Annotated in this window: 15 protein-coding genes and 1 pseudogene; 6 read left to right on the top strand and 10 right to left on the bottom strand. The window is 69.6% G+C overall.

Translation table 11 applies throughout. From position 1 onward, the window contains the following. Positions 1 to 144 precede the first annotated feature (144 nt). Both ACTWQE_RS28835 and ACTWQE_RS28830 read right to left on the bottom strand, forming a co-directional pair. Positions 145 to 969 (bottom strand): SAM-dependent methyltransferase, encoded by an 825-nt coding sequence (locus tag ACTWQE_RS28835; RefSeq protein ID WP_443332005.1) that lies wholly within the window; start codon positions 967 to 969, stop codon positions 145 to 147. 50 nt (positions 970 to 1,019) lie between these two features. Then, positions 1,020 to 2,102, bottom strand: coding sequence for a tetratricopeptide repeat protein (locus ACTWQE_RS28830; protein ID WP_443332004.1), 1,083 nt, complete (start codon positions 2,100 to 2,102; stop codon positions 1,020 to 1,022). A 458-nt stretch (positions 2,103 to 2,560) separates the two neighbouring features. On the opposite strand from ACTWQE_RS28830, the gene ACTWQE_RS28825 reads away from it, so the two are divergent. From ACTWQE_RS28825 to ACTWQE_RS28805, 5 genes are all read left to right on the top strand, one after another. Further along, complete coding sequence (locus ACTWQE_RS28825; protein WP_443332003.1) at positions 2,561 to 3,883, top strand: ABC transporter substrate-binding protein; 1,323 nt, start codon at positions 2,561 to 2,563, stop codon at positions 3,881 to 3,883. Between the two features lie 43 nt (positions 3,884 to 3,926). Next, positions 3,927 to 4,874, top strand: coding sequence for a carbohydrate ABC transporter permease (locus ACTWQE_RS28820; protein ID WP_443332002.1), 948 nt, complete (start codon positions 3,927 to 3,929; stop codon positions 4,872 to 4,874). Continuing rightward, the gene (locus tag ACTWQE_RS28815) at positions 4,874 to 5,707 is read left to right on the top strand and encodes a carbohydrate ABC transporter permease (protein ID WP_443332001.1); all 834 of its coding nucleotides are present in this window, start codon (positions 4,874 to 4,876) and stop codon (positions 5,705 to 5,707) included. Before ACTWQE_RS28820 ends, ACTWQE_RS28815 begins: the two co-directional genes overlap by 1 nt. Positions 5,708 to 5,782: 75 nt before the next feature. Then, entirely contained in the window at positions 5,783 to 6,979 is a 1,197-nt protein-coding gene (locus ACTWQE_RS28810) for an ABC transporter ATP-binding protein (protein ID WP_443332000.1), read from the top strand. 574 nt (positions 6,980 to 7,553) lie between these two features. Then, positions 7,554 to 8,612, top strand: coding sequence for an SCO0930 family lipoprotein (locus ACTWQE_RS28805; RefSeq protein WP_443331999.1), 1,059 nt, complete (start codon positions 7,554 to 7,556; stop codon positions 8,610 to 8,612). Positions 8,613 to 8,756: 144 nt separating this feature from the next. On the opposite strand, the pseudogene ACTWQE_RS28800 reads toward ACTWQE_RS28805, so the two are convergent. The 4 genes and pseudogenes from ACTWQE_RS28800 to ACTWQE_RS28785 form a co-directional block, all read right to left on the bottom strand. Further along, a pseudogene (locus ACTWQE_RS28800) lies at positions 8,757 to 8,897 on the bottom strand (Asp23/Gls24 family envelope stress response protein); the annotation flags it as partial. A gap of 200 nt (positions 8,898 to 9,097) precedes the next feature. Further along, positions 9,098 to 10,000: an RNA polymerase sigma factor SigF gene (locus ACTWQE_RS28795; RefSeq protein ID WP_443332006.1), complete on the bottom strand. Its 903-nt coding sequence runs from the start codon at positions 9,998 to 10,000 to the stop codon at positions 9,098 to 9,100. A gap of 93 nt (positions 10,001 to 10,093) precedes the next feature. Continuing rightward, the gene (locus ACTWQE_RS28790; protein WP_443331998.1) at positions 10,094 to 10,792 is read right to left on the bottom strand and encodes a response regulator; all 699 of its coding nucleotides are present in this window, start codon (positions 10,790 to 10,792) and stop codon (positions 10,094 to 10,096) included. A gap of 20 nt (positions 10,793 to 10,812) precedes the next feature. Continuing rightward, the gene (locus ACTWQE_RS28785) at positions 10,813 to 15,069 is read right to left on the bottom strand and encodes a HAMP domain-containing protein (protein ID WP_443331997.1); all 4,257 of its coding nucleotides are present in this window, start codon (positions 15,067 to 15,069) and stop codon (positions 10,813 to 10,815) included. Positions 15,070 to 15,162: 93 nt separating this feature from the next. Here ACTWQE_RS28785 and ACTWQE_RS28780 point away from each other — a divergent pair, with 93 nt between their 5' ends. Continuing rightward, positions 15,163 to 17,076, top strand: coding sequence for a SpoIIE family protein phosphatase (locus ACTWQE_RS28780; protein ID WP_443331996.1), 1,914 nt, complete (start codon positions 15,163 to 15,165; stop codon positions 17,074 to 17,076). A 226-nt stretch (positions 17,077 to 17,302) separates the two neighbouring features. Here ACTWQE_RS28780 and ACTWQE_RS28775 read toward each other — a convergent pair whose 3' ends face one another. The 4 genes from ACTWQE_RS28775 to ACTWQE_RS28760 form a co-directional block, all read right to left on the bottom strand. Continuing rightward, positions 17,303 to 18,115 (bottom strand): SDR family oxidoreductase, encoded by an 813-nt coding sequence (locus ACTWQE_RS28775; RefSeq protein WP_443331995.1) that lies wholly within the window; start codon positions 18,113 to 18,115, stop codon positions 17,303 to 17,305. Positions 18,116 to 18,216: 101 nt separating this feature from the next. Next, positions 18,217 to 18,903, bottom strand: a complete 687-nt coding sequence (locus ACTWQE_RS28770) for a DUF6766 family protein (RefSeq protein ID WP_443331994.1) — start codon at positions 18,901 to 18,903, stop codon at positions 18,217 to 18,219. Between the two features lie 86 nt (positions 18,904 to 18,989). Continuing rightward, positions 18,990 to 19,364 carry a hypothetical protein gene (locus tag ACTWQE_RS28765; RefSeq protein ID WP_443331993.1) on the bottom strand — a complete coding sequence of 125 codons (375 nt, stop codon included), beginning with the start codon at positions 19,362 to 19,364 and terminating at the stop codon, positions 18,990 to 18,992. Between the two features lie 221 nt (positions 19,365 to 19,585). Next, a partial coding sequence (locus ACTWQE_RS28760; RefSeq protein WP_443331992.1) for a glycosyltransferase family 9 protein occupies positions 19,586 to 20,025 on the bottom strand: 440 nt, incomplete at its 5' end.

The raw sequence follows: 20,025 nt of genomic DNA, 5'->3' as shown, positions 1-20,025 counted from the left end.
GGCTGGTGCGTGCGATCGCAAGGCGGAGGGTCGTCCTCGTACTGGGCGTACTCGGACGAGCCCGACAACGCAGCGAGCGTGCGTGCCAGGCGTCGCGAGCCAGGCGGGACTTTCGAAACACGCCCTAAGGGCCCGGTACCGGATTCACGGATTCTTGCGCGCCACACCTGCCCAGTAATAGGCGGCGTTGGGATCGGTGGGCGGCTCGCTCTCCGGATGCCAGCTCATGACGGGCACGATGCCCGGGTCGACCGGCTCCCAGTCGCCGAAGAAGCGCTCGACCTGGCCCCGGCCGCGGGGGACGAGCGTCATCCGGCCCTGCTCGGCGGCGCGCACGACATCCGCCATGGCCGACGGGTTGAAGTCCTGGCTGGGGTGGGTGATGGCGACATGGCTGCCGGGCGGAAGCGCGTCCAGGAGCGTGGCGACGTGGGCCCAGGGGTCGTCCTCGTCCGTGACGAGCATGAGCACCGCCACCAGCAACAGGCCGACGGGCCGGTCGAGGTCGAGGGCGGCGGTGAGAGCGGGGGCCGCGAGGAGCTCGTCCGGCCGTCGGAGGTCGGCCTTGAGGTAGACGGTCCGTGCCGTGCCGTCGTCGGTGGTCAGGGACTCGGCGTGGGCCTGTGCATGGGCCTGCACGATCGGGTCGTTGTCCACGCAGACGACACGGCTGTCGGGTGCGACGATCGCGGTGACGGAGTGGGTGTCACCCGCTGCGGGCACGCCGGTCCCGATGTCGAGGAACTGCCGGATACCGGCCTCCCCCGCCATGTAGCGGACGGCACGGCCGAGGAACCTGCGGTTCTCGCGTGCCATCGTCCGGATGCTGGGGATCGCTTGCTCGAATGCTTGACCGAGGGCCCGGTCGGCGGCGAAGTTGCTGCTGCCGCCGAGCCAGTAGTCGTACATCCGGGCGGAGTGCGGTAAGCGGGTGTCGATGCCGGGCGGAACGGACTGATCATTCGTCATGGAACCAATCTGCACGATCCGCCCGCCCCATGGCCACGGGCTCTCCAGGATCACTGACTTCCCTGCTCTCCCGCGGACTTCGGCGCGGCCCCGGCCGCACGGCCCCCTGGCCGGGCGGCGCGCCCCGGGCGCTCCACCTCGGCGCGGAACGTCTTGACGCTGTCGCGCGCCTGGTGCAGACCGATGCGGTCGAACGCGTCGTGGAGCTCCTCGAGTTCGGCCAGCGTCTCCTCGCTCGGCCTGCCCAGCCGCGCCCGTGACTTGACGAGACCCAGCCGGGAGAGCGCCTCGCCACGCGGCTCGTGGATCGCCCGGAACGAGCGCAACGCGCCCGCGTAGACCTCGCAGGCCTCCTCGTAACGCCCGTCGCGGAAGAGCACGTTGCCCCGCATCTTGCGGTTGTACGCCAGCGCGCCGGCCAGATCCATCGAACGGCACATCTCCTCCGCCTCGGCGAGCAGCTCCAGCGCCCGCTCCGGCCGGCCCTGCAAGGACAGGACGTCGGCTATGCCGCGCAGCGCCCAGGCCCGGCCGCGGGCGTCATCGGCGTTCCAGGCGATCTCCGCCGCCTCCTCGAACATCGACAGCGCAGTGCCGTACGAGCCGGTGTTGCGATGCATCTGCGCGATGCCTTCGAGCGCCCACACCATGTGCCGGGCCTCGCCGTGCTCCCGGGCCTCCGCGAGCAACTGCTCATGGAGCTCACGGACCGCCGCGTAGTCGCCCTGGATACGGCCGGTCTCGGCGAGCCCGGCGACCGAGTAGCCGCGCGCGATCCTGTCGCCTCCGCGCTGCGCCAGCTCGGCCGCGGCCGCCAGCCAGCGCCGGGCGAGCGCCGGTCTGCCGCACTGACGGGCCAGGGTCCCGCCGCTCCACAGCGCCCAGGCCATCAGCCCCTGGTCACCGGCGCGCCGTGCGGCCCGGTAACTCTCCCGCCAGGCGTGCCCGGCGTCGTCCACCCGGCCGAGCCGCCGGTTCGCCTCGGCGACGGCGAGCCCGGCCCGCGCGTAGTCCAGCACCGACTGCCGCTGCTCCTCACTAGCCCTGGCCAGGACTTCCTCGTACGAGGAGTTCACGGAGAGGGAGGAGCCGAGGGCGCCTTGGTATTCGGGAGCGAATGCCTTGCCGTACATGCATCCCTGTCTTCCTGATCGCTCGGGTTTCGATCAAGAAAGTACGAGATCGGAGGGGTTCGCCGAATCAGTCCCCATGGTGGTTGTGGCATCAGACCGTGGCATGACGGCTGCCGCCCGGAGGTCGTCTCCCAGATGTACGGGATGGCTGCCGCCTGCGAGAGAAGCCGCCGCGTTCCCGGGTGACGTCCGCACATCCCGCGAGCCGCCCCGCCACGGATGCGGGAGCGGAGCGGTTCGACCGGGACGACGGCACCCACCGCGCGATGACAGCACGTCAGGACAGGCCGTGGGTGGCCGGTCCGCTCCCTGGCGACGGCAGAGCAAGACACTCCCCTCTCATCCCCCTGGGCGCTTGCTATCGCTGTGGTCCCCCTCTAAGGTCCAGTGACGACAACACTACGCAGCGTAATCAAGCCCGGTTGACCAGTGGCCCCAGGGAGTGAGGTGCAGGACGCATGGACGGACGGGTTCACCCGGCGGCGGGGCGCCGTCCCGGCCTGCGGCCACGCCCGCGCGGCCAGCGGCGGTTGCGTGCTCTTGCCGTTGTCGTACTCCCCCTGCTGGCCTCGCTGCTGACCTCGTGCGGGGGCGAGGCCGGGGGCGGCCGCCCCACCCTCAACTGGTACAACTTCCCCGACGACTCCGGGGCGCTCCAGAAAGCGGCCGACAACTGCAGCAAGGCGTCGGGCGGCCGCTACACCATCAGCTACCACAAGCTCCCCCGTACGGCGGACGGCCAACGGCAGCAACTCGTCCGCAGGCTCGCCGCCGAGGACAGCTCGCTCGACATCCTCGGGCTCGATGTCACCTGGGCCGCGGAGTTCGCCGAGGCGGGCTGGATCCGCCCGTGGACCGGGGCCGCCCGGCGGCAGGCCATCGCGGACACCTTGCAGGTACCCCTGCGGACAGGGACGTGGCAGGGCGAGCTGTACGCCGTCCCGTACAACACCAACACACAACTGCTGTGGTACCGCGACGACCTGGTCCCCACCCCGCCCAAGACCTGGGCCGAGATGCTCGACATGGCCCGCGATCTGGCGAAGAGGGGCAAGCCGCACTACGTCGAGATCCAAGGCGCCCAGTACGAGGGCCTGACCGTCTGGTTCAACTCTCTCGTGGCGAGCGCCGGAGGCTCCATCCTGACGCCGGACGTGTCCAGGCCCTCTCTGGGCCCGCCAGCCGTCAGGGCCGCCCAGATCATGCGTGACCTGGCGACCTCCCCGGCAGCGGACCCGTCCCTGTCCAACCAGATGGAGGACGAGAACCGGCTCGCCATGGAATCCGGTTCGGCCGCCTTCGAGATCAACTACCCGTTCGTCTATCCGTCGATGAAGATGAACAACCCGACCCTGTTCAAGAACTTCCGCTGGGCGCCCTATCCCAGGGTGAGCGCGGACCTGCCGGCCCATCCCACCATCGGCGGCATCGACCTGGCGGTCGGCGCCTACTCCCGCCACGCCGAGTTGGCCTACGAAGCGGCCCTGTGCCTGCGCAACCGCGACAACCAGCTCGCCGCGGCGCTCGAGGGCGGTCTGCCGCCCACCCTGCGCAGTCTGTACTCCGACCGGGCGCTCATCGACAGCTATCCCTTCGCCGGTGTCGTGCTGAACGCGCTGGAGACGGCGAGTGTGCGTCCGCTGACCCCCGCCTACCAAAACGTCTCGATCGCGACCTCCCACACCCTCTCGCCACCGTCCGAGATCCAGCCGGTGAATTCGATCGCCGAGGTCAGAGAGCAGATCACCGAGGCCCTGGAGTCCGAGGGGCTGGTCCCGTGAGCCGCCTGCACCCCTTGCGTACCGCATCCCCGGGGAGGACACGATGAGCAGTCGGGCCGTACCGGCCGATGCGAGGCCTCCGGGGGCGGAGGGAGAGCCGTCGTCCGAGGCGCTGTCCGCCGGGGCACGGCAGGAGAGGCGGCTCGGCTGGCTGCTGTGCTCCCCCGCTGTCCTCGTCATGCTCGCCGTGACGGCGTATCCGATCGTCTACGCCATCTATCTGTCCCTGCAACGGTACGATCTGCGCTTCCCGGCGAGAGCCGAGTTCATCGGCCTCCGCAACTACGGCGCCGTCCTGACCTCCCCGTTCTGGTGGACGGCCTTCTGGGTGACCGTACTGATCACCCTCGTCTCGGTGGCCATCGAACTCGTGCTGGGCATGTGTCTCGCCCTGGTCATGCACCGCACCATCTTCGGCCGCGGTTCCGTCCGCACGGCCATCCTGATTCCGTACGGGATCGTGACGGTCGTCGGTGCGTTCTCCTGGCAGTACGCCTGGACGCCCGACACCGGTTATCTGGCGGCGCTGCTGTCCGAGGGCAGCGCCCCGCTGACCGAGCAATGGCCGGCCATCGGACTGATCATCCTCGCGGAGGTATGGAAGACGACCCCGTTCATGGCGCTGCTGCTCCTGGCGGGACTCGCTCTGGTGCCCGAGGAGACACTCCGGGCCTCCATGGTCGACGGTGCCCACGCCTGGCAGCGCTTCTGGCTGGTCACGGTGCCGCTGATGAAACCGGCGATCCTGGTGGCGCTGCTCTTCCGCACCCTGGACGCCTTCCGGATCTTCGACAACATCTACGTACTGACCGCCGGCGCCCACGACACCGGCTCCGTGTCGATCCTCGGATACGACAACCTGTTCACCGCGCTGAACCTCGGCATCGGGTCGGCGATCTCGGTGCTGATCTTCATCTGCGTCGCGATCATCGCCTTCGTCTTCATCAAGCTGTTCGGCACGGCCGCACCCGGTTCGGAGGTGAAGCGCTGATGGCGGCAGCAGGCAAGAGACATGCCCTCGGCTGGGCCATGGTGAATGTGCTGGTGGTTCTCTACGCCCTGTTTCCGGTGTGGTGGATCGCCGCGCTCTCGTTCAAGGACCCCAGCACGCTCACGGACGGCAACGTCGTCCCGACGAAGTGGACCCTGGAGAACTACCGCGGCATCTTCGAGACCTCCGAGTTCACCCGGGCCCTGATCAACTCGATCGGTATCGCGCTCATCGCGACGTTCATCGCCGTCGTGCTGGGCACCATGGCCGCCTACGCCGTGGCGAGGCTGCGCTTCCCGGGAAAGCGGCTGCTCATCGGCATGTCGCTGCTGATCGCGATGTTCCCACCGATCTCCCTGGTGTCGCCGCTGTTCAACATCGAGCGCGTCCTCGGCATCTTCGACACCTGGCCGGGGCTGATCATCCCGTATATGACCTTCTCCCTGCCGCTGGCGATCTACACCCTCTCGGCCTTCTTCCGGGAGATCCCCTGGGACCTGGAGAAGGCGGCCAAGGTCGACGGTGCCACGCCCACCCAGGCCTTCCTGCTGGTGATCGCCCCGCTGGCGGCGCCCGGCGTCTTCACCACCGCCATCCTCGTCTTCATCTTCTGCTGGAACGACTTCCTGTTCGCGATCTCGCTGACCTCGACCACCGCTGCGCGGACGGTGCCGGCCGCCATCGCCTTCTTCACCGGAAGCTCCCAGTTCCAGCAGCCGACCGGATCGATCGCCGCGGCCGCTGTGGTGATCACCATCCCCATCATTATTTTCGTACTGTTGTTCCAGCGGCGGATTGTCGCCGGGCTGACCTCCGGGGCGGTCAAGGGCTGACCTGCCACCGACCGGAGCTCCCGGCCTGGAGCTGTCGACCGGAGGACGTCGACCAGAGGACAAGGAAGAACGACCGTGGCCGAGATCATTCTCGAGGGAATCACCAAGAGGTACCCCGACGGCGCCCTCGCCGTGAAAGACGTCAACCTCGACATCGCCGACGGCGAGTTCGTGATCCTGGTCGGCCCGTCGGGGTGCGGCAAGTCCACGACACTGAACATGATCGCGGGCCTGGAGGACATCACCGAGGGCACGCTGCGCATCGGTGACCAGGTCGTCAACGACAAGGCCCCCAAGGATCGCGACATCGCGATGGTCTTCCAGAGCTACGCCCTCTACCCGCATATGAGTGTCCGGGACAACATGGGCTTCGCCCTGCGCCTGGCCAAGACGGAAAAGGCCACCATCCGCTCCAAGGTGGAGGAGGCGGCACGGATTCTCGACCTGACGGAGCATCTGGACCGCAAGCCGGCCAACCTCTCCGGCGGCCAGCGGCAGCGTGTGGCCATGGGCCGTGCGATCGTCCGCAGCCCGAAGGCGTTCCTCATGGACGAGCCGCTGTCCAATCTGGACGCCAAGCTCCGCGTCCAGATGCGGACCCAGATCTCCCGGCTCCAGCAGCGGCTGGGCACCACCACGGTCTACGTCACCCACGACCAGACCGAGGCCATGACCCTCGGCGACCGTGTGGTGGTACTGCGGAACGGTGTCGTCCAGCAGATCGGTTCGCCCCAGCACCTCTACGACGAGCCGCGCAACCTCTTCGTGGCGGGCTTCATCGGATCGCCGGCGATGAACTTCCTCCATGCCGACCTTCAGGACAACGTCCTGCGCACCTCCCTGGGCGACTTGCCTCTGGACGACCGGACGCGCCAGGCGCTGGAACGCCAGAACGCCCCTCGTGAGCTCATCATCGGCTTCCGGCCCGAGGACTTCGAGGACGCGTCGCTGGTCGACATGGGGCGAGCGAGCTCCACCTTCACCTTCACCGCCACGGTCGATGTGCTGGAGTCCGTGGGCTCGGACGTCTACACGTACTTCACCGAGGAGGCAGGCCGCGCCGTCAGCGCGGAACTGGACGAGATCGCCGCGGACTCCGGCGTCCAGGACACCGGGGCCCAGAGCCATCAGATCGTGACCCGCCTCAGCGCGGCCACCCACGCACGGGAGGGCAGGCCCATCGAGCTGTGGCTCGACGTGGCCCGGGGGCACATCTTCGAACCCGGCACGGGGGTCAATCTGACCCATCCCGAGCACATCGACCGGGACTAGGCGTGTTTCGAAAGTAGCGCCGTCCGCCCGAAGGGCGGGGTCCGCGGCTCCCCCAGCTACCGCTGGGGGAGTGTGTGCCAGGCGTCGCGGGCCCGACAAGATCGCCCGGACACGCGCCGGCCACGGTTCCTCCCGCTCGCCGCGTGGCACCGCCCCCCGAGCGGCCGCGTGGGGCCACTACGAGGCTACGAGGCCGGGCGGGTGCCCTGCAGCTGACCGCGCCAGGTCGCCCCGCTACCGGGCGGACCTTGACGGACGCGGCACGTGGGCGTGGGCAGCCCTGGTCGCCGTCCGACACCTTCACCCCCTCACCGGCCGTGTTCGCCCCCACGTCGTCCGGTGCGGGCCATACGCGCACGTCCGGGCGCCATCCACCGCACCCGCCATGCCCCACCGGATCTCCTCCGACGGCGCTGATTTTCGGACACGCCCGGACCGAGCCCTTCGGCAGCGGTGGTTCTGCCTCGCGGGCGGAATCCCCGCGGGCCTTTGAACACGCTCGGCAGCTCCTCCGTACATATGCGGGAGCGCCGCGTGGAGATGCCCGGTGAGATTGCGAACGTGAGGAATGGATATGCGGAAGTGGCGAAATGTGTCGCTCGCCGGTGTGGCGGCGACCATGCTTCTGGCCACGGCGTGCGGGGCGGAGGAGCCCGCGGACACCAAGCTCGTCCAGCCGGCGGCCGGTTCCGCCGCGCCGAAGGTCGGGGCGGGGCAGGCGGGTCAGCCGGCTGAGGCAGGCGAAGCCGACGCCCAGGAGCCCAAGGCCGCGGGCCAGTTGGCGGTACGAGCGGATGCCAAGCTGGGCCCGATCGTGACGGACAGCGAGGGCATGACGCTGTACCGCTTCGACAAGGACACCCCCGACCCGGCCAAGTCCAACTGCGAGGGGGACTGCGCCAAGACGTGGCCGCCCGTTCCGGCGGACGACGCGGAGGCATCGGCCAGTCTCAACCCCGACCTCCTGGGCTCCGTCGCCCGGGCCGACGGCACCAAGCAGCTGACCCTCGCGGGCTGGCCCATGTACCGCTACTCCAAGGACACCAAGGCCGGGGACACCAACGGCCAGAACGTGGGCGGCACCTGGTTCGCCTCCGCCCCCGACGGCAAGAAGGGCGGCGTGGAGCGCCCCGCGCTCGGCGTACTCGACAGTCCTGAGCTCGGCAAGGTCCTCACGGACAAGAACGGCAAGACGCTCTACCTCTTCACCAAGGACACGCCCTGGCCCATGAAGACGGCCTGTGACGCCAAGTGCCTGGAGAAGTGGACGCCGTCCGCGCCGGTGACGGCGGCGGACGCCAAGGCCGCGGGCCTCGACCCCAAGCTGCTCTTCACGTTCACCACACCGAACGGGACCAAGCAGGAGGCCATCAACTGCTGGCCCGCGTACACGTTCAAGGGTGACAAGGAGCCCGGCCAGACCAACGGCCAGGGCGTGGGCGGCACCTGGTTCGCCATCAAGAAGGACGCCAAGAACGACCGCGGAAAGACGATCCCCGCCGCCAAGGCGAAGGGCGGCGGCGCGGGTGAGGCCGACGCCGGCTCATCGGACAGCGGTTCCTCCGCGGACAAGGGTTCCACGTACGGCAGCGGCTCCGCGTCGAGCGGCAGCTATGGCGGCTACGGCTACTGACAGCCCCCTCAGCGCAACAGGCGGCCCCCGCCACCGGTCATCATCCGTCCGGTGGCGGGGGCCGCCGTATGCCGGAGGGCGCGCTCACGAGAGGCCGTAAGCCTCTCGGGTGGTGCCGTACGGGCGGCGTCGGCAGGGCGGCGGCTACCGCACCCTGGCTGTCTCGGGCTCCTCCTCACCGGGCAGATGCACATCGTCCACGGCGACATTGACCTCGACGACTTCGAAGGCCGTCATCCGTTCCCGTGTCCCGACCACGTTCTCCCGGACGTCCCCGGCGACTTGGGGGAGTTCCTGGTCCTCCTGCGGCGCCTTCGTTCCCCGGGTTCCCTTCCCATCCTGGGCGCGGTACGAGTCCTTGGCTCGTCGGAAGCGCTCCGCACAGCACCGCGGCCCGGCACGTACCGGCCACGCCGCGTCGTCACCGTGCGCGACGCACGCACACAGTACGGTCGTTGGCCGCCGTGCCGGGCCAACAAGGGTGGCTACCGCTCGGTGAGCAGACCGCTGCGCAGATTGGTGAGCATCCGCGTCAGCAGCCGGGAGACATGCATCTGGGAGACCCCGAGCTCCGCGCCGATCTCGGCCTGCGTCATCTCCGCGCCGAAGCGCATCTGCAGGATCTGCCGGTCGCGCTCCTCGAGTTGCCCCACGAGGGGCTTGAGGGCCTGCAGGTTCTCCACGCCCTCCAGAGCGGGGTCGACCTCACCGATGCGCTCGGCGAAGGTCGTGCCTCCGGCGGCGTCAGTACTCTCGTCCACCGGGGCGTCCAGGGATCCGGCGGTGTAGCCGTTGCCGGCCACGAGTCCTTCGACGACCTCGTCCTCGCTCAGACCCAGATGCTCGGCGAGTTCCGCGGTCGTGGGTGAGCGGTCGAGCCGCTGGGAGAGCGCGTCGTTCGCCTTGGCGAGGTCGATCCGCAGCTCCTGGAGACGGCGGGGCACATGCACCGCCCAGCTGGTGTCACGGAAGAAACGCTTGATCTCACCGACGATGTAGGGGACGGCGAAGGTGGTGAACTCCACCTCGCGCGACAGGTCGAACCGGTCGATCGCCTTGATCAGACCGATCGTGCCGACCTGGACGATGTCCTCCATCTCGTCGGCCCGGTTGCGGAACCGGGCGGCGGCGTACCTGACCAGCGACAGATTCAGCTCGATGAGGGTATTGCGCGCGTACTGGTACTCATGGGTGCCCTCCTCCAGTACCGCCATCCGGTCGAAGAAGACCTTCGACATCGCGCGGGCATCCTTCGGCGCCACCTTGGTGGCGTCCTCCACCCAGGGAAGGTCGGCCGTCCCGGTCTCACTCGTCTGCGTCGGCTCCCCGACGGAACGTTCAGCCGGAGCCGTGGATACCGTGGCGCTCACGTGGTCCTCCCCTTTCATCGCGGACACAAGGCGCCTACCCGGGCATAAGACAGGCACACGTACGCATCGCGGCGCCCGCCGGGCACGTCCTCCAGGCGTTCCTGCCCGGCCTCAGGCGTCCCCCCGGACCTTCAGGCGGTCGACGACGCGCTCCAGCGCGGCGATACGGTCGGCGAGACCGGCCTTCTCCGCGCCTTCCGCGTCACGCAGCAGCAGTTCGATCTGGGTGAGCTGCTCGGCAATGTCCCCCAGCCCCGGCTCACCGCTTCGTGCCGGCGGGCTCGCGCCCCGGTCCGCGCCGGGTTTGCCCCAGGCGTCCGCCACCGAGTCCACCGGGCCCGCCGACCGCGCGGACTTCGTATCGGCGACCAGCAGTCGGCGCAACTGCTCGGCCTGCGCGGCGAGCTGGCGGTTCTTACGGTGCAGTTCGAGGAAGACGTTGACCTTGGTACGCAGCAGCCAGGGATCGAAGGGCTTGGTGAGGAAGTCCGCCGCGCCGATCGCGTACCCCCGGTAGGCGTAGTCCGTCCCGGCGTCGGTCCCGGTGAGCAGGATGATGGGCACATCCTTGGTCTGGTCCAGGCGTTTGATGTTGGCGGCCGTCTCGAAGCCATCCATACCGGGCATCAGGAGATCGAGCAGAACGACCGCGAACTCCTGGCGCAGCATCGCCTTCAGGGCTTCCTCCCCGGAGCGAGCGCGTACCACTTGGAGGTCGAGTGAGCCCAGCACCGCTTCCAGGGCGACCAGGTTCTCCTCGATGTCGTCGACGATCAGAATGCTGGACTTCTCGGGTGGCTGTGTGCTCATGTCCACGGCCTCGGATCTTCTCAGGGTTCCTCGGCGGCGTCCGGCTCGGGCGCCGTGGGAGCCTGCCCGTCCTGCGGGTCGAGCAGATCGCAGATCACCGAGAGCAGGCGGTCCACGTCCACGGGTTTCGGTACGTACGCGCCCGCGCCGCTGTCGATGGCCTTCTCGCGGTCACCCGGCATGGCCTTGGCCGTGAGGGCGATGATCGGGAGGTCGGCGAGGCGGGGAGTGTTGCGGATGGCCTGGATCGTCTCGTATCCGTCCATCTCGGGCATCATGATGTCCATCAGTACCAGCGACACCTCCGGTGACCGGTCGAGGACCTCCAGTCCCTCCCTGCCGTTCTCGGCGTACTTCACGGTGATGCCGACGCGGCCCAGCACATGGGTGAGGGCGAAGACGTTCCGGATGTCGTCGTCGACGATGAGGATGCTGCGTCCCGCGAGGACGCGGCCGGGGCGTCCGCTGAGCCATTCCTTGAGGCGTGTTGTCTCCGGCCAGGTGTCGTCGCCGTCAGCGGCGACCCGGGACCTCTGGGCGGTGGGGGTGTCGGCACTGCCGAACACTCCGCTGGGCGCGGCGTCGGCGGCGCTCGGCAGCGGTGCGGCCTTTCCGGTGAGCGCGGCCGGGACGGTGCGGATGCCGCCCCTGGTCCGGAGCTTCCCCGGCTCGGGCCCGGCGGCGACGCCCTGGTACTGCGAGGGAATGTAGAGGGTGAAGCGGGACCCGACGCCCGGCTCGCTCTCGGCGACGATCCGGCCGCCGAGGAGACCGGCGATCTCCCGGCTGATGGAGAGGCCGAGCCCGGTGCCGCCGTACTTGCGGTTGGTGGTGCCCTCGGACTGCTGGAACGCGTCGAAGATCACCGACAGCTTCTCCGGCGGGATACCGATTCCGGTGTCCTTGACCGAGAAGGCGATCACGGCTTCGGCGTTCCGCAGCGTCGGCTCCTCGAATGCCGCTCCCGGCACGCGTTCCACCATCAGCTCCACGCTGCCGGACGAGGTGAACTTGACGGCGTTGGACAGCAGATTGCGCAGGATCTGCTCGAGCCGCTGCTCGTCGGAGAACAGCTCGCGCGGTACGTCCTCGCCGACCGTCACACCGAAGTCCAGTCCGCGGTCGCCGGCGAGGGGCCTGAAGGTCGCATGCACATAGTCGAGCAGCTTGATCAGCGGAAGTGCCTTGGGGTGCACATCCATCCGGCCCGCCTCGATCTTGGACAGGTCGAGGATGTCGTTGATCAGCTGGAGCAGGTCGGAGCCGGAGCGGTGGATCGTGGCGGCGAACTCGACGTCCTGGTCGGAGAGCCGGCCGTCGGGGTTGTCGGCGAGGAGCCGGGCGAGGATCAACAGGGAGTTGAGGGGGGTGCGCAGCTCGTGCGACATGTTCGCCAGGAACTCCGACTTGTACTGCGAGGAGGTGGCCAGCAGGGCGGCCTTCTCCTCCAGTTCGGCGTTGGAGCGCTGCAGTTCGTCGGAGCGCTGTCGCAGCTCGGAGGTCAGCCGCTGGGACTCCGAGAGCAGGGCCTCGGTCCGGGCGTTGGCCAGGATGGTGTTGATCGAGACACCGATGGTGTTCACGAACTGGTCGATGAAGGCGAGGTGGATCTCGTTGAACCTGCTGAAGGAGGCCAGTTCGATCACGCCGAGCACCTGGTCCTCGAAGAGGATCGGCAGGATGACGATGCTGGCGGGGGGCGAGGAGCCGAGCCCGGATTCGATGGTGATGTAGTCGGGTGGGGCGGACTCGACGAGGATGCGTTTCTTCTCCAGGGCGGCCTGGCCTATCAGGCCGCGGACCGGTCCTCCGGCGCCGGGGAGCGGACCGTGGTGGATCTCCTCGCCGGTGCCGTATCCGGCGATGAACTCCAGGCACTCGCTCGGCTCGGCGCCTGCCTTGGCCAGGAAGAACGCCCCGAACTGGGCGTTCACCAGAGGCGTCAGCTCGCGCAGGATCAGGTCGGCGACGTCGACCAGATCGCGGTGGCCCTGCATCAGTCCGGCGACGCGGGTCAGATTGGACTCCAGCCAGTCCTTGGCCCGGGTGGTCTCGCGCAGATTGGCCACCATCAGGTTGACGTTGTTTTTCAGCGCGGCGACCTCGCCCTGGGCCTCGACCTTGATGGAACGGGACATGTCGCCCTGGGTGACAGCGCTGGCGACCTCCGCGATCGCGCGCACCTGCGTGGTCAGATTCAGGGCCAGGTCGTTGACGCTGGTGGTCAGCCGCTTCCAGGTCCCGTAGACGCCCTCGACCCGTGCCTGGCCGCCCAGTTGTCCTTCGCTGCCGACCTCGCGGGCGACCCGGGTCACTTCGGAGGAGAACGAGGAGAGGGTGTCGACCATCGTGTTGATGGTGGTCTTCAGCTCCAGGATCTCGCCGCGCGCGTCCACATCGATCTTCTTCGACAGATCGCCCTGGGCGACGGCGGTGGCGACCTGGGCGATATTGCGCACCTGCGAGGTCAGGTTGGACGCCATGAAGTTGACGTTGTCGGTGAGGTCCTTCCAGACGCCGGAGACGCCGTGGACCTGGGCCCGGCCGCCGAGCCGCCCCTCGGTGCCGACCTCACGGGCGACCCGCGTGACCTCGTCCGCGAACGCCCGCAGCTGCTGGACCATGGTGTTGACGGTGTCCTTGAGCTCCAGGATCTCGCCGCGCGCGTCCACATCGATCTTCTTCGACAGATCGCCGTTGGCGACGGCGGTGGTCACCTGGGCGATGTTGCGCACCTGCGAGGTCAGGTTCAGCGCCATGAAGTTCACGTTGTCCGTGAGGCCTTTCCAGACCCCGGAGACGCCTCTGACCTGCGCCTGGCCGCCGAGGTTCCCTTCGGTGCCGACCTCACGGGCGACCCGCGTGACCTCGTCCGCGAACGCCGAGAGCTGGTCGACCATGGTGTTGATCGTGTCCTTCAGCTCCAGGATCTCGCCCTTGGCCTCCACCGTGATCGTCTTGCCGAGGTCGCCCTCCGCGACCGCGGTGGCCACCTGGGCGATATTGCGCACTTGCGAGGTCAGGTTGTCGGCCATGAAGTTGACGTTCTCGGTGAGGTCCTTCCACACCCCCGAGACCCCCCGGACCTGGGCCCGGCCGCCCAGCCGCCCCTCGGTACCGACCTCCCGGGCCACCCGCGTGACCTCGTCCGCGAACGCCGAGAGCTGGTCGACCATGGTGTTCACGGTGTCCTTCAGCTGGAGGATCTCGCCTCGCGCGTCGACCGTGATCTTCTGGCTGAGGTCGCCGGTGGCGACGGCGGTGGTGACCTGGGCGATATTGCGCACCTGCCACGTCAGATTGGACGCCATGAAGTTGACGTTCTCGGTGAGGTCCTTCCACACCCCCGAGACCCCCCGGACCTGGGCGCGGCCGCCCAGCTGACCTTCGGTACCGACCTCCCGGGCCACGCGCGTGACCTCGTCCGCGAACGCCGAGAGCTGGTCCACCATCTTGTTCACGGTGAGCTTGAGCTCCAGCAGCTCACCGGTGGCCTCCACCGTCACCTGCTGGGTGAGATCGCCGCGGGCCACCGCCGTCGTGACCACGGCGATGTCACGCACCTGCGCGGTGAGCCGCGAGGCCATGGTGTTGACGGCTTCGGTCACATGCAGCCAGTCGCCGTAAAGGCCCTCGACCTTGGCCCGGCCGCCGAGCCGCCCCTCGGTCCCGACCTCCCGGGCGACCCGGGTCACCTCGCCGGTGAACAGCGAGAGCTGGTCGACCATGCGGTTCACCCCGCCCCCCAGGCGCCGTAGATCGCCGCAGAGCGGACGGTTGCCGTCGTACAGGTCCACGTGCTGGGTCAGGTCTCCGTCCGCGACGGCCTCCAGCACCCGTGTCGCCTTGCCCACGGGCACCACCAGCGCTTCGAGCAGGGAGTTCGCCGCGTCCACATTCGTGGTCCAGGAGCCCTGGCCCGGGCTGGCCGTGATCCGCTCGTCCAGCCGTCCCTGCCGTACGAGTTCACGGCGCACCCGTTGCAGCTCACCGGCCAGATGCTCATTGCGGGCGACGATCCGGTTGAAGACCCCGGTCATCTCGGCCAGGACGCCTTCGTCCACGCCCTCCACACGTACGGTGAAGTCACCGTCGCACAACGCGTTCATCGCCGCGAGCAGGGGGCGCAGCTCACCGGCGCGCACCCACTGCCCGTCCGGGGCGTAGCCGGGCCGACCGACGCCGTCCTCACGGAAATCCTCCGCGGATGAAGCCTGGGTTCCTGCGGAGGAGGGGGAGGGGGTGGTGGAGCCCGGCGGGAAGGGGTCGTGTGCCATGACAGCCCATTCAGGGTCACCGATGTATACGGGTATGTCATAGTATAGAACCTCCCATGGATCTCATCGCTGGAGAAAAACCGAGGTCTCAAGGTGGGGCCGTTGTCCACGCAGGCGCAGGAGTTCGTATCGCGTACCACCCTGGTGGCGAACCAGCTCGCGGCCTCCAGGGCGCGTACCTTCGTGCGCGGGGTCCTCGCCGAACGTCCCGCGCCGGCGGAGACCGGATCACCGCCGATCACCGACCGGCTCGCCGACGATGCCGAACTCCTCGTCAGCGAACTCGTCACCAATGCGGTGATGCACGCCGGCACCGACATCGAGGTCGTCTGCTACGTGGAGCCCGGCCCGGACTCCCCCGCCACCGCCCCGCGGGCCGGTGGCATACCCTCCGCCGCGGGTGAGGAGGCGCCCGTCGGCGTGATCATCGAGGTGGCGGACCACCACCCCTCCAGCGTGGTCCGCGGCGGCATGGACGCCCGGCGGGACGGACGCGGCTTCGGTCTGCAACTGGTGGGCGCGCTGGCCGAATCGTGGGGCGTGACCTACCGGCGCACCGAAAAGGCGGTGTGGTTCCGCCTCGAGCCCGCGCATACGGAACCCGGGGACGCCGGCTCACCGTACGACGTGCTCCCCCGCGAGGTGCGCCTCCCCGAGAAATCGGCACCCGCCTCGCTGCGCGACCTGAGCCCACGCGCCGGCGCACGGGCCGATCGCGGAGGGCCGTCCTTCCTCGCCGAGGCCAGCGAGCTCCTCGCCGGACAGCTCGACGAGGACATGGTCGCCGCGCTGGCGGGCCAGCTCCTGGTGCCCCGGCTCGCCGACTGGTGCGGGGTGTGGCTGACCACCGACGGAGGCGAGATGCGGCTGTCCCGCGTCTGGCACGCGGACGAGCGGCGTATCGACGCGCTGCGCCACGATCTGAGCAAGGACCCGCCGCCGGCCCGGCTCCGCACGGCGGGGATCCCCTGGCCCTGGCCCAAGAGCGCCGACCCCGACGGCCAGGGCGGGTCCGCGCTGGCCTTCCCCCTCGTCGCCGGAGGCTCCTGTCTGGGGATGCTGCTGCTCGGCCGGGCCGGACAGCTGCAGATGACCGAGGGGGGCGTACGGATGGTGGAGGACGTCGCCCGGCGCGTGGCGCAGGCCCTGGTCACGGCACGCCAGTACACCCGGCAGACCGCGATCAGCCACGCGCTCCAGCGGAAGCAGCTGCCCATCTCCCTGGCCAGAATTCCCGGGATCGACACGGCGCTCGTCTACGAGCCCCATGGTGAGGGCCTGACGGTCGGTGGCGACTTCTACGATCTGTTCCCCATGGGGAGGGCCCGCTGGTCCTTCCTCCTCGGTGACGTCCAGGGCAAGGACCCGGAGGCGATGTCCGTCACCGGCCTGGCCCGCCATCTGGTGAGGCTGCTGGCGCGGGAGGGCCATGGCGTCGAGTCGGTGCTCGGCAGGCTGAACGTCGCGATGGCGGAGGACAGCGCGGAAGCCGTGGCGTTCGGCGGCGAGCACGCCCGGCCGCGCTTCCTGAGCCTGTTGTACGGGGAGCTGGAGCTCGACCCGGGGGCGGGAGGCGCGCACTTCACCGTCGCCAGCGCCGGGCACCCGCTGCCGCTACGGCTGTCCGGCGACGGCTCGGTGACGCCCCCGGTGGACCCCCAGATGCTCCTGGGAATCGACGAGGGTGCCGAGTTCAACGCCAGCTCCTTCGACCTGGCGCCGGGCGAGACCCTGCTGTGCGTGACGGACGGCGTGACCGAACGCCGCAGCGGCGACTGGCAGTTGGACGACAACGACGGCCTGTCCGAAGTGCTGCGGGAGTGCGTCGGGCTGAGCGCCAAGGCCGTGGCGGAACGGGTGCGGCGGGCGGCTCACGACTTCGGCACCGGTCCGGTCGAGGACGACCTCTCGGTGCTGGTGCTCCAGGCGGTGGCCACTCCGGAACGCCCCGGCACACCGCTCCCTTCCCAGACGCGCGAGACGATGGGGGACCGAACGACACGGTGACCGTACGCATGGGTGGCACGGTGCCCGAACGCCCGGCGGCACGGAGCCCGACCGCCCGGCGGCACGGTGACCGTACGCCCAGGCGTTCACGGTGAACGCCCGGACGGTGGACCGGTCTTGGAGACTTCTCGGACCCGCCGTTCAGGCCACGGGCCCTCTGCTCATGCCCCTGCGCTCCGGCGTGACGGGACGACGGTCCGGCCCGTTACGGAGCCGGCGCCGCCGGTCAGGGCCGGCGCCACGAGTCGTTCTCCAGATGGGACCCCGCCTGCGGCCCCATCCGCAGCATTCCTCCGTCCACGGCCCAGGAGGCCCCGGTGACATAGCCCGCGTCCTCGCTGACGAGAAACCCGATCACCGCTGCGACCTCCCGTGCGTCCCCCGGCCGGCGCAGCGGGATCCCGGGCCGCTCCGCCGCGTGGACATCGTGGTCCTCCTGGCCGGTCATGGGTGTGGCGATCTCGCCGGGGGCGACGGCGTTGACGCGGATTCCGTGTTCGGCGAGTTCCAGAGCCATCACTTGGGTCAGCAGTCCCAGGCCGCCCTTGGCCGCGCAGTACGGTGCGGCGCCGACGCGGGGCTGGTGCTCATGGACGCTGGTGACATTGACGATGCTGCCACCGTCGCCCTGCCCGATCATCCGGCGGGCGGCGTGCTGTCCGCACAGAAACGGCCCGATGAGGTCGACGTCGATGACCTGACGGACAGTGACGGGATCGAGGTCGAGGAAGGGTGTCATGGTGCCGGTACCGGCGTTGTTGACCAGGACGTCCACGCGGCCCAACCGTCCGGCCAGCCGGTCGACGGCGCCGGCGGCCCCGGGCAGCCGGGTGAGGTCCATGGGTTCGAGGTCGGCCCGCCGTCCCAGGCCCCGGACCTCGGCGGCGGTTTCCTCGGCACCTCGCTGGTCACTGTGCCAGGTGATGCCGATGTCCATGCCCTGCCCGGCCAGCCGTACGGCCGTGGCGCGGCCGATGCCGGAGTCCGCGCCGGTGACCACCGCCACACGCGGGGCGGGCTCGTTTTTCTTCGCGTGCATGCAACTCCTTCGTCCGGAGGGCGAGTTGATCGGTTCCACGCCATGTACGGGGCCGCTGTCGGCCCCGTACGGCGGCGTCACACCGCGACGCGCCCGTTCGTTCATCCTTCGACCCCTGTCGAGGTGTGGGCCGCGCCGACGGGCTTGGATTCAGGGGATCCGCGCTGGCGGAGGTAGATCGCCAGAACCGCCATGGAGGCGATGGCCAGGAGCTCGGACTGCCAGTTCTGCAGCGTGCGGTCCCAGAAGTCGGCCGAGAACAGGTACCGCCCCCAGCTCAGCGGGGCCTCCAGATCACGGAAGCGCCGTTCGTTGTAGGCGGCCACGCCGCAGATGGACTGGGCGAACCACGAGAGCAGAAAGATGGTGCCCATCACCAGGCCCAGGGAATGGGAGTACAACCTCTGACGGATACCGCCGGCGGCCGCCCATCGCGGGGAATCCGGGCCCGCATGGGGCCCGGTGCGCTGCTCCTCGTCGGATTCGGACCCGGCCCGGCCCAGGGCCTTCGACTCCGGGGAGCCGCGCTGCACCAGCCAGACGGTCAGGAAGATGTAGAGGAAGAACTGCAGATACTCGGACTGCCAGTTCTCCATGATGTCGACGGCGAAGTCCGAGGACGTCACATAGTCACCCATGCCGACCGGTTGGAGCTCCTGCGCCACCAGGTCGTTGTTGTAGGCCGCGCGCCCGGCGAAGGCCTGGCCGGTCACGGAGAGCAGAAACGCGGTGCCGAAGGTGAGGCCGAGGCCGTTGTCCTTGACGAAGCGGCGCACGGTGGAGGTCATCGGTGCAGCGCTCCCAGGGTGATGCAGTAGGCCAGACCGGCGGCGATCACCAGCAGGCACAGGCTGAACACCACTCTCACGACGCGTCACCCGCCCTTCAGCATGCACTGATACGGCTGCCCGGGGCGTGGCTCGCACCCCGCCGCGACCACCTTCCAGCCCGAGGAGAAGAGCGACAGGAACAGGGTGTCCGCGGCCAGGACCACCCGGGCCGCCCGGCCCTCGACATCGGTGCTGCGGACCCCTCCGGCCCGGGGGAGCTCCTCGTCGAGGATGCTCCGGGGGCAGGGTGCCTCGGCCGACTGCTCGAGCTCCTGCCGTGTACCCGGGGCCAGCACCTCGCACACCGCGGCGCCGTCCCGCGCTCGCAGGGCGCGCTCGAAGTCCACGGCTGCCGCCGTCGCCGCCGAACGGCGCTCCTCCAACGCTCCGCATCCGCCCGCCAGCAGCACGGCGGTCACCGCTCCCGAGGCCGCGTACGACCGCCGCGGCCACCCCCGTCGCCACCGCCTTCGGCGACCCCACCGCATCCGATGACCTCCCGACAGGCGCTCCCGCATCCCACGGACGCTAGCCCCGGCCCGTACATGGGCGGGCCCGGCGCACGCAGGGGGGAACACGGTGTCCCCCCGGTGGCGGACACACAGGTCTTCGGACCATCCCGGTTGCTTCCGGTGCACCGTCAGAAGCGCACGCCGGGGACGAGGACGCGGTCGCTGCCGGGGTCCGGCAACTGCTCGACGGCGGCCAGGACCTCGGCCACCGTGATGCGCAGAAGCCGCTCGTCGGGGCGGTCCCCATGGGCGTCGCCGGGCCGGGGTTCATCGCTGTCCGGATGCCACAGCACATGGTGCCGCGGGGCGGGCGGCGGCCCCCACAGCCGCGGAGCCACCGGACCGAACAGGACCGCGGAGGGCGTGCCGAGGGCGGTGGCCAGATGCGCGAGGCCGGTGTCACCGACGACCACGGCCCGGGCCCCGGCGACGAGTGCGGCCAGTTCGGCGAAGGGCACATCGGCGTCGCCGCCGAGCACGGCGGAGGGGGGCAGCCCGGCGCGCTGTGCGACGGCGCGGGCGAGCGGACCATCCCCCGCGCCGGCAGTGATGACGACAAGGTGCCCAG

Source organism: Streptomyces sp. 8N706, from assembly GCF_052245415.1.
Taxonomy (GTDB): Bacteria; Actinomycetota; Actinomycetes; order Streptomycetales; family Streptomycetaceae; genus Streptomyces.
This window is presented reverse-complemented; position numbering and strand designations above follow the sequence as displayed.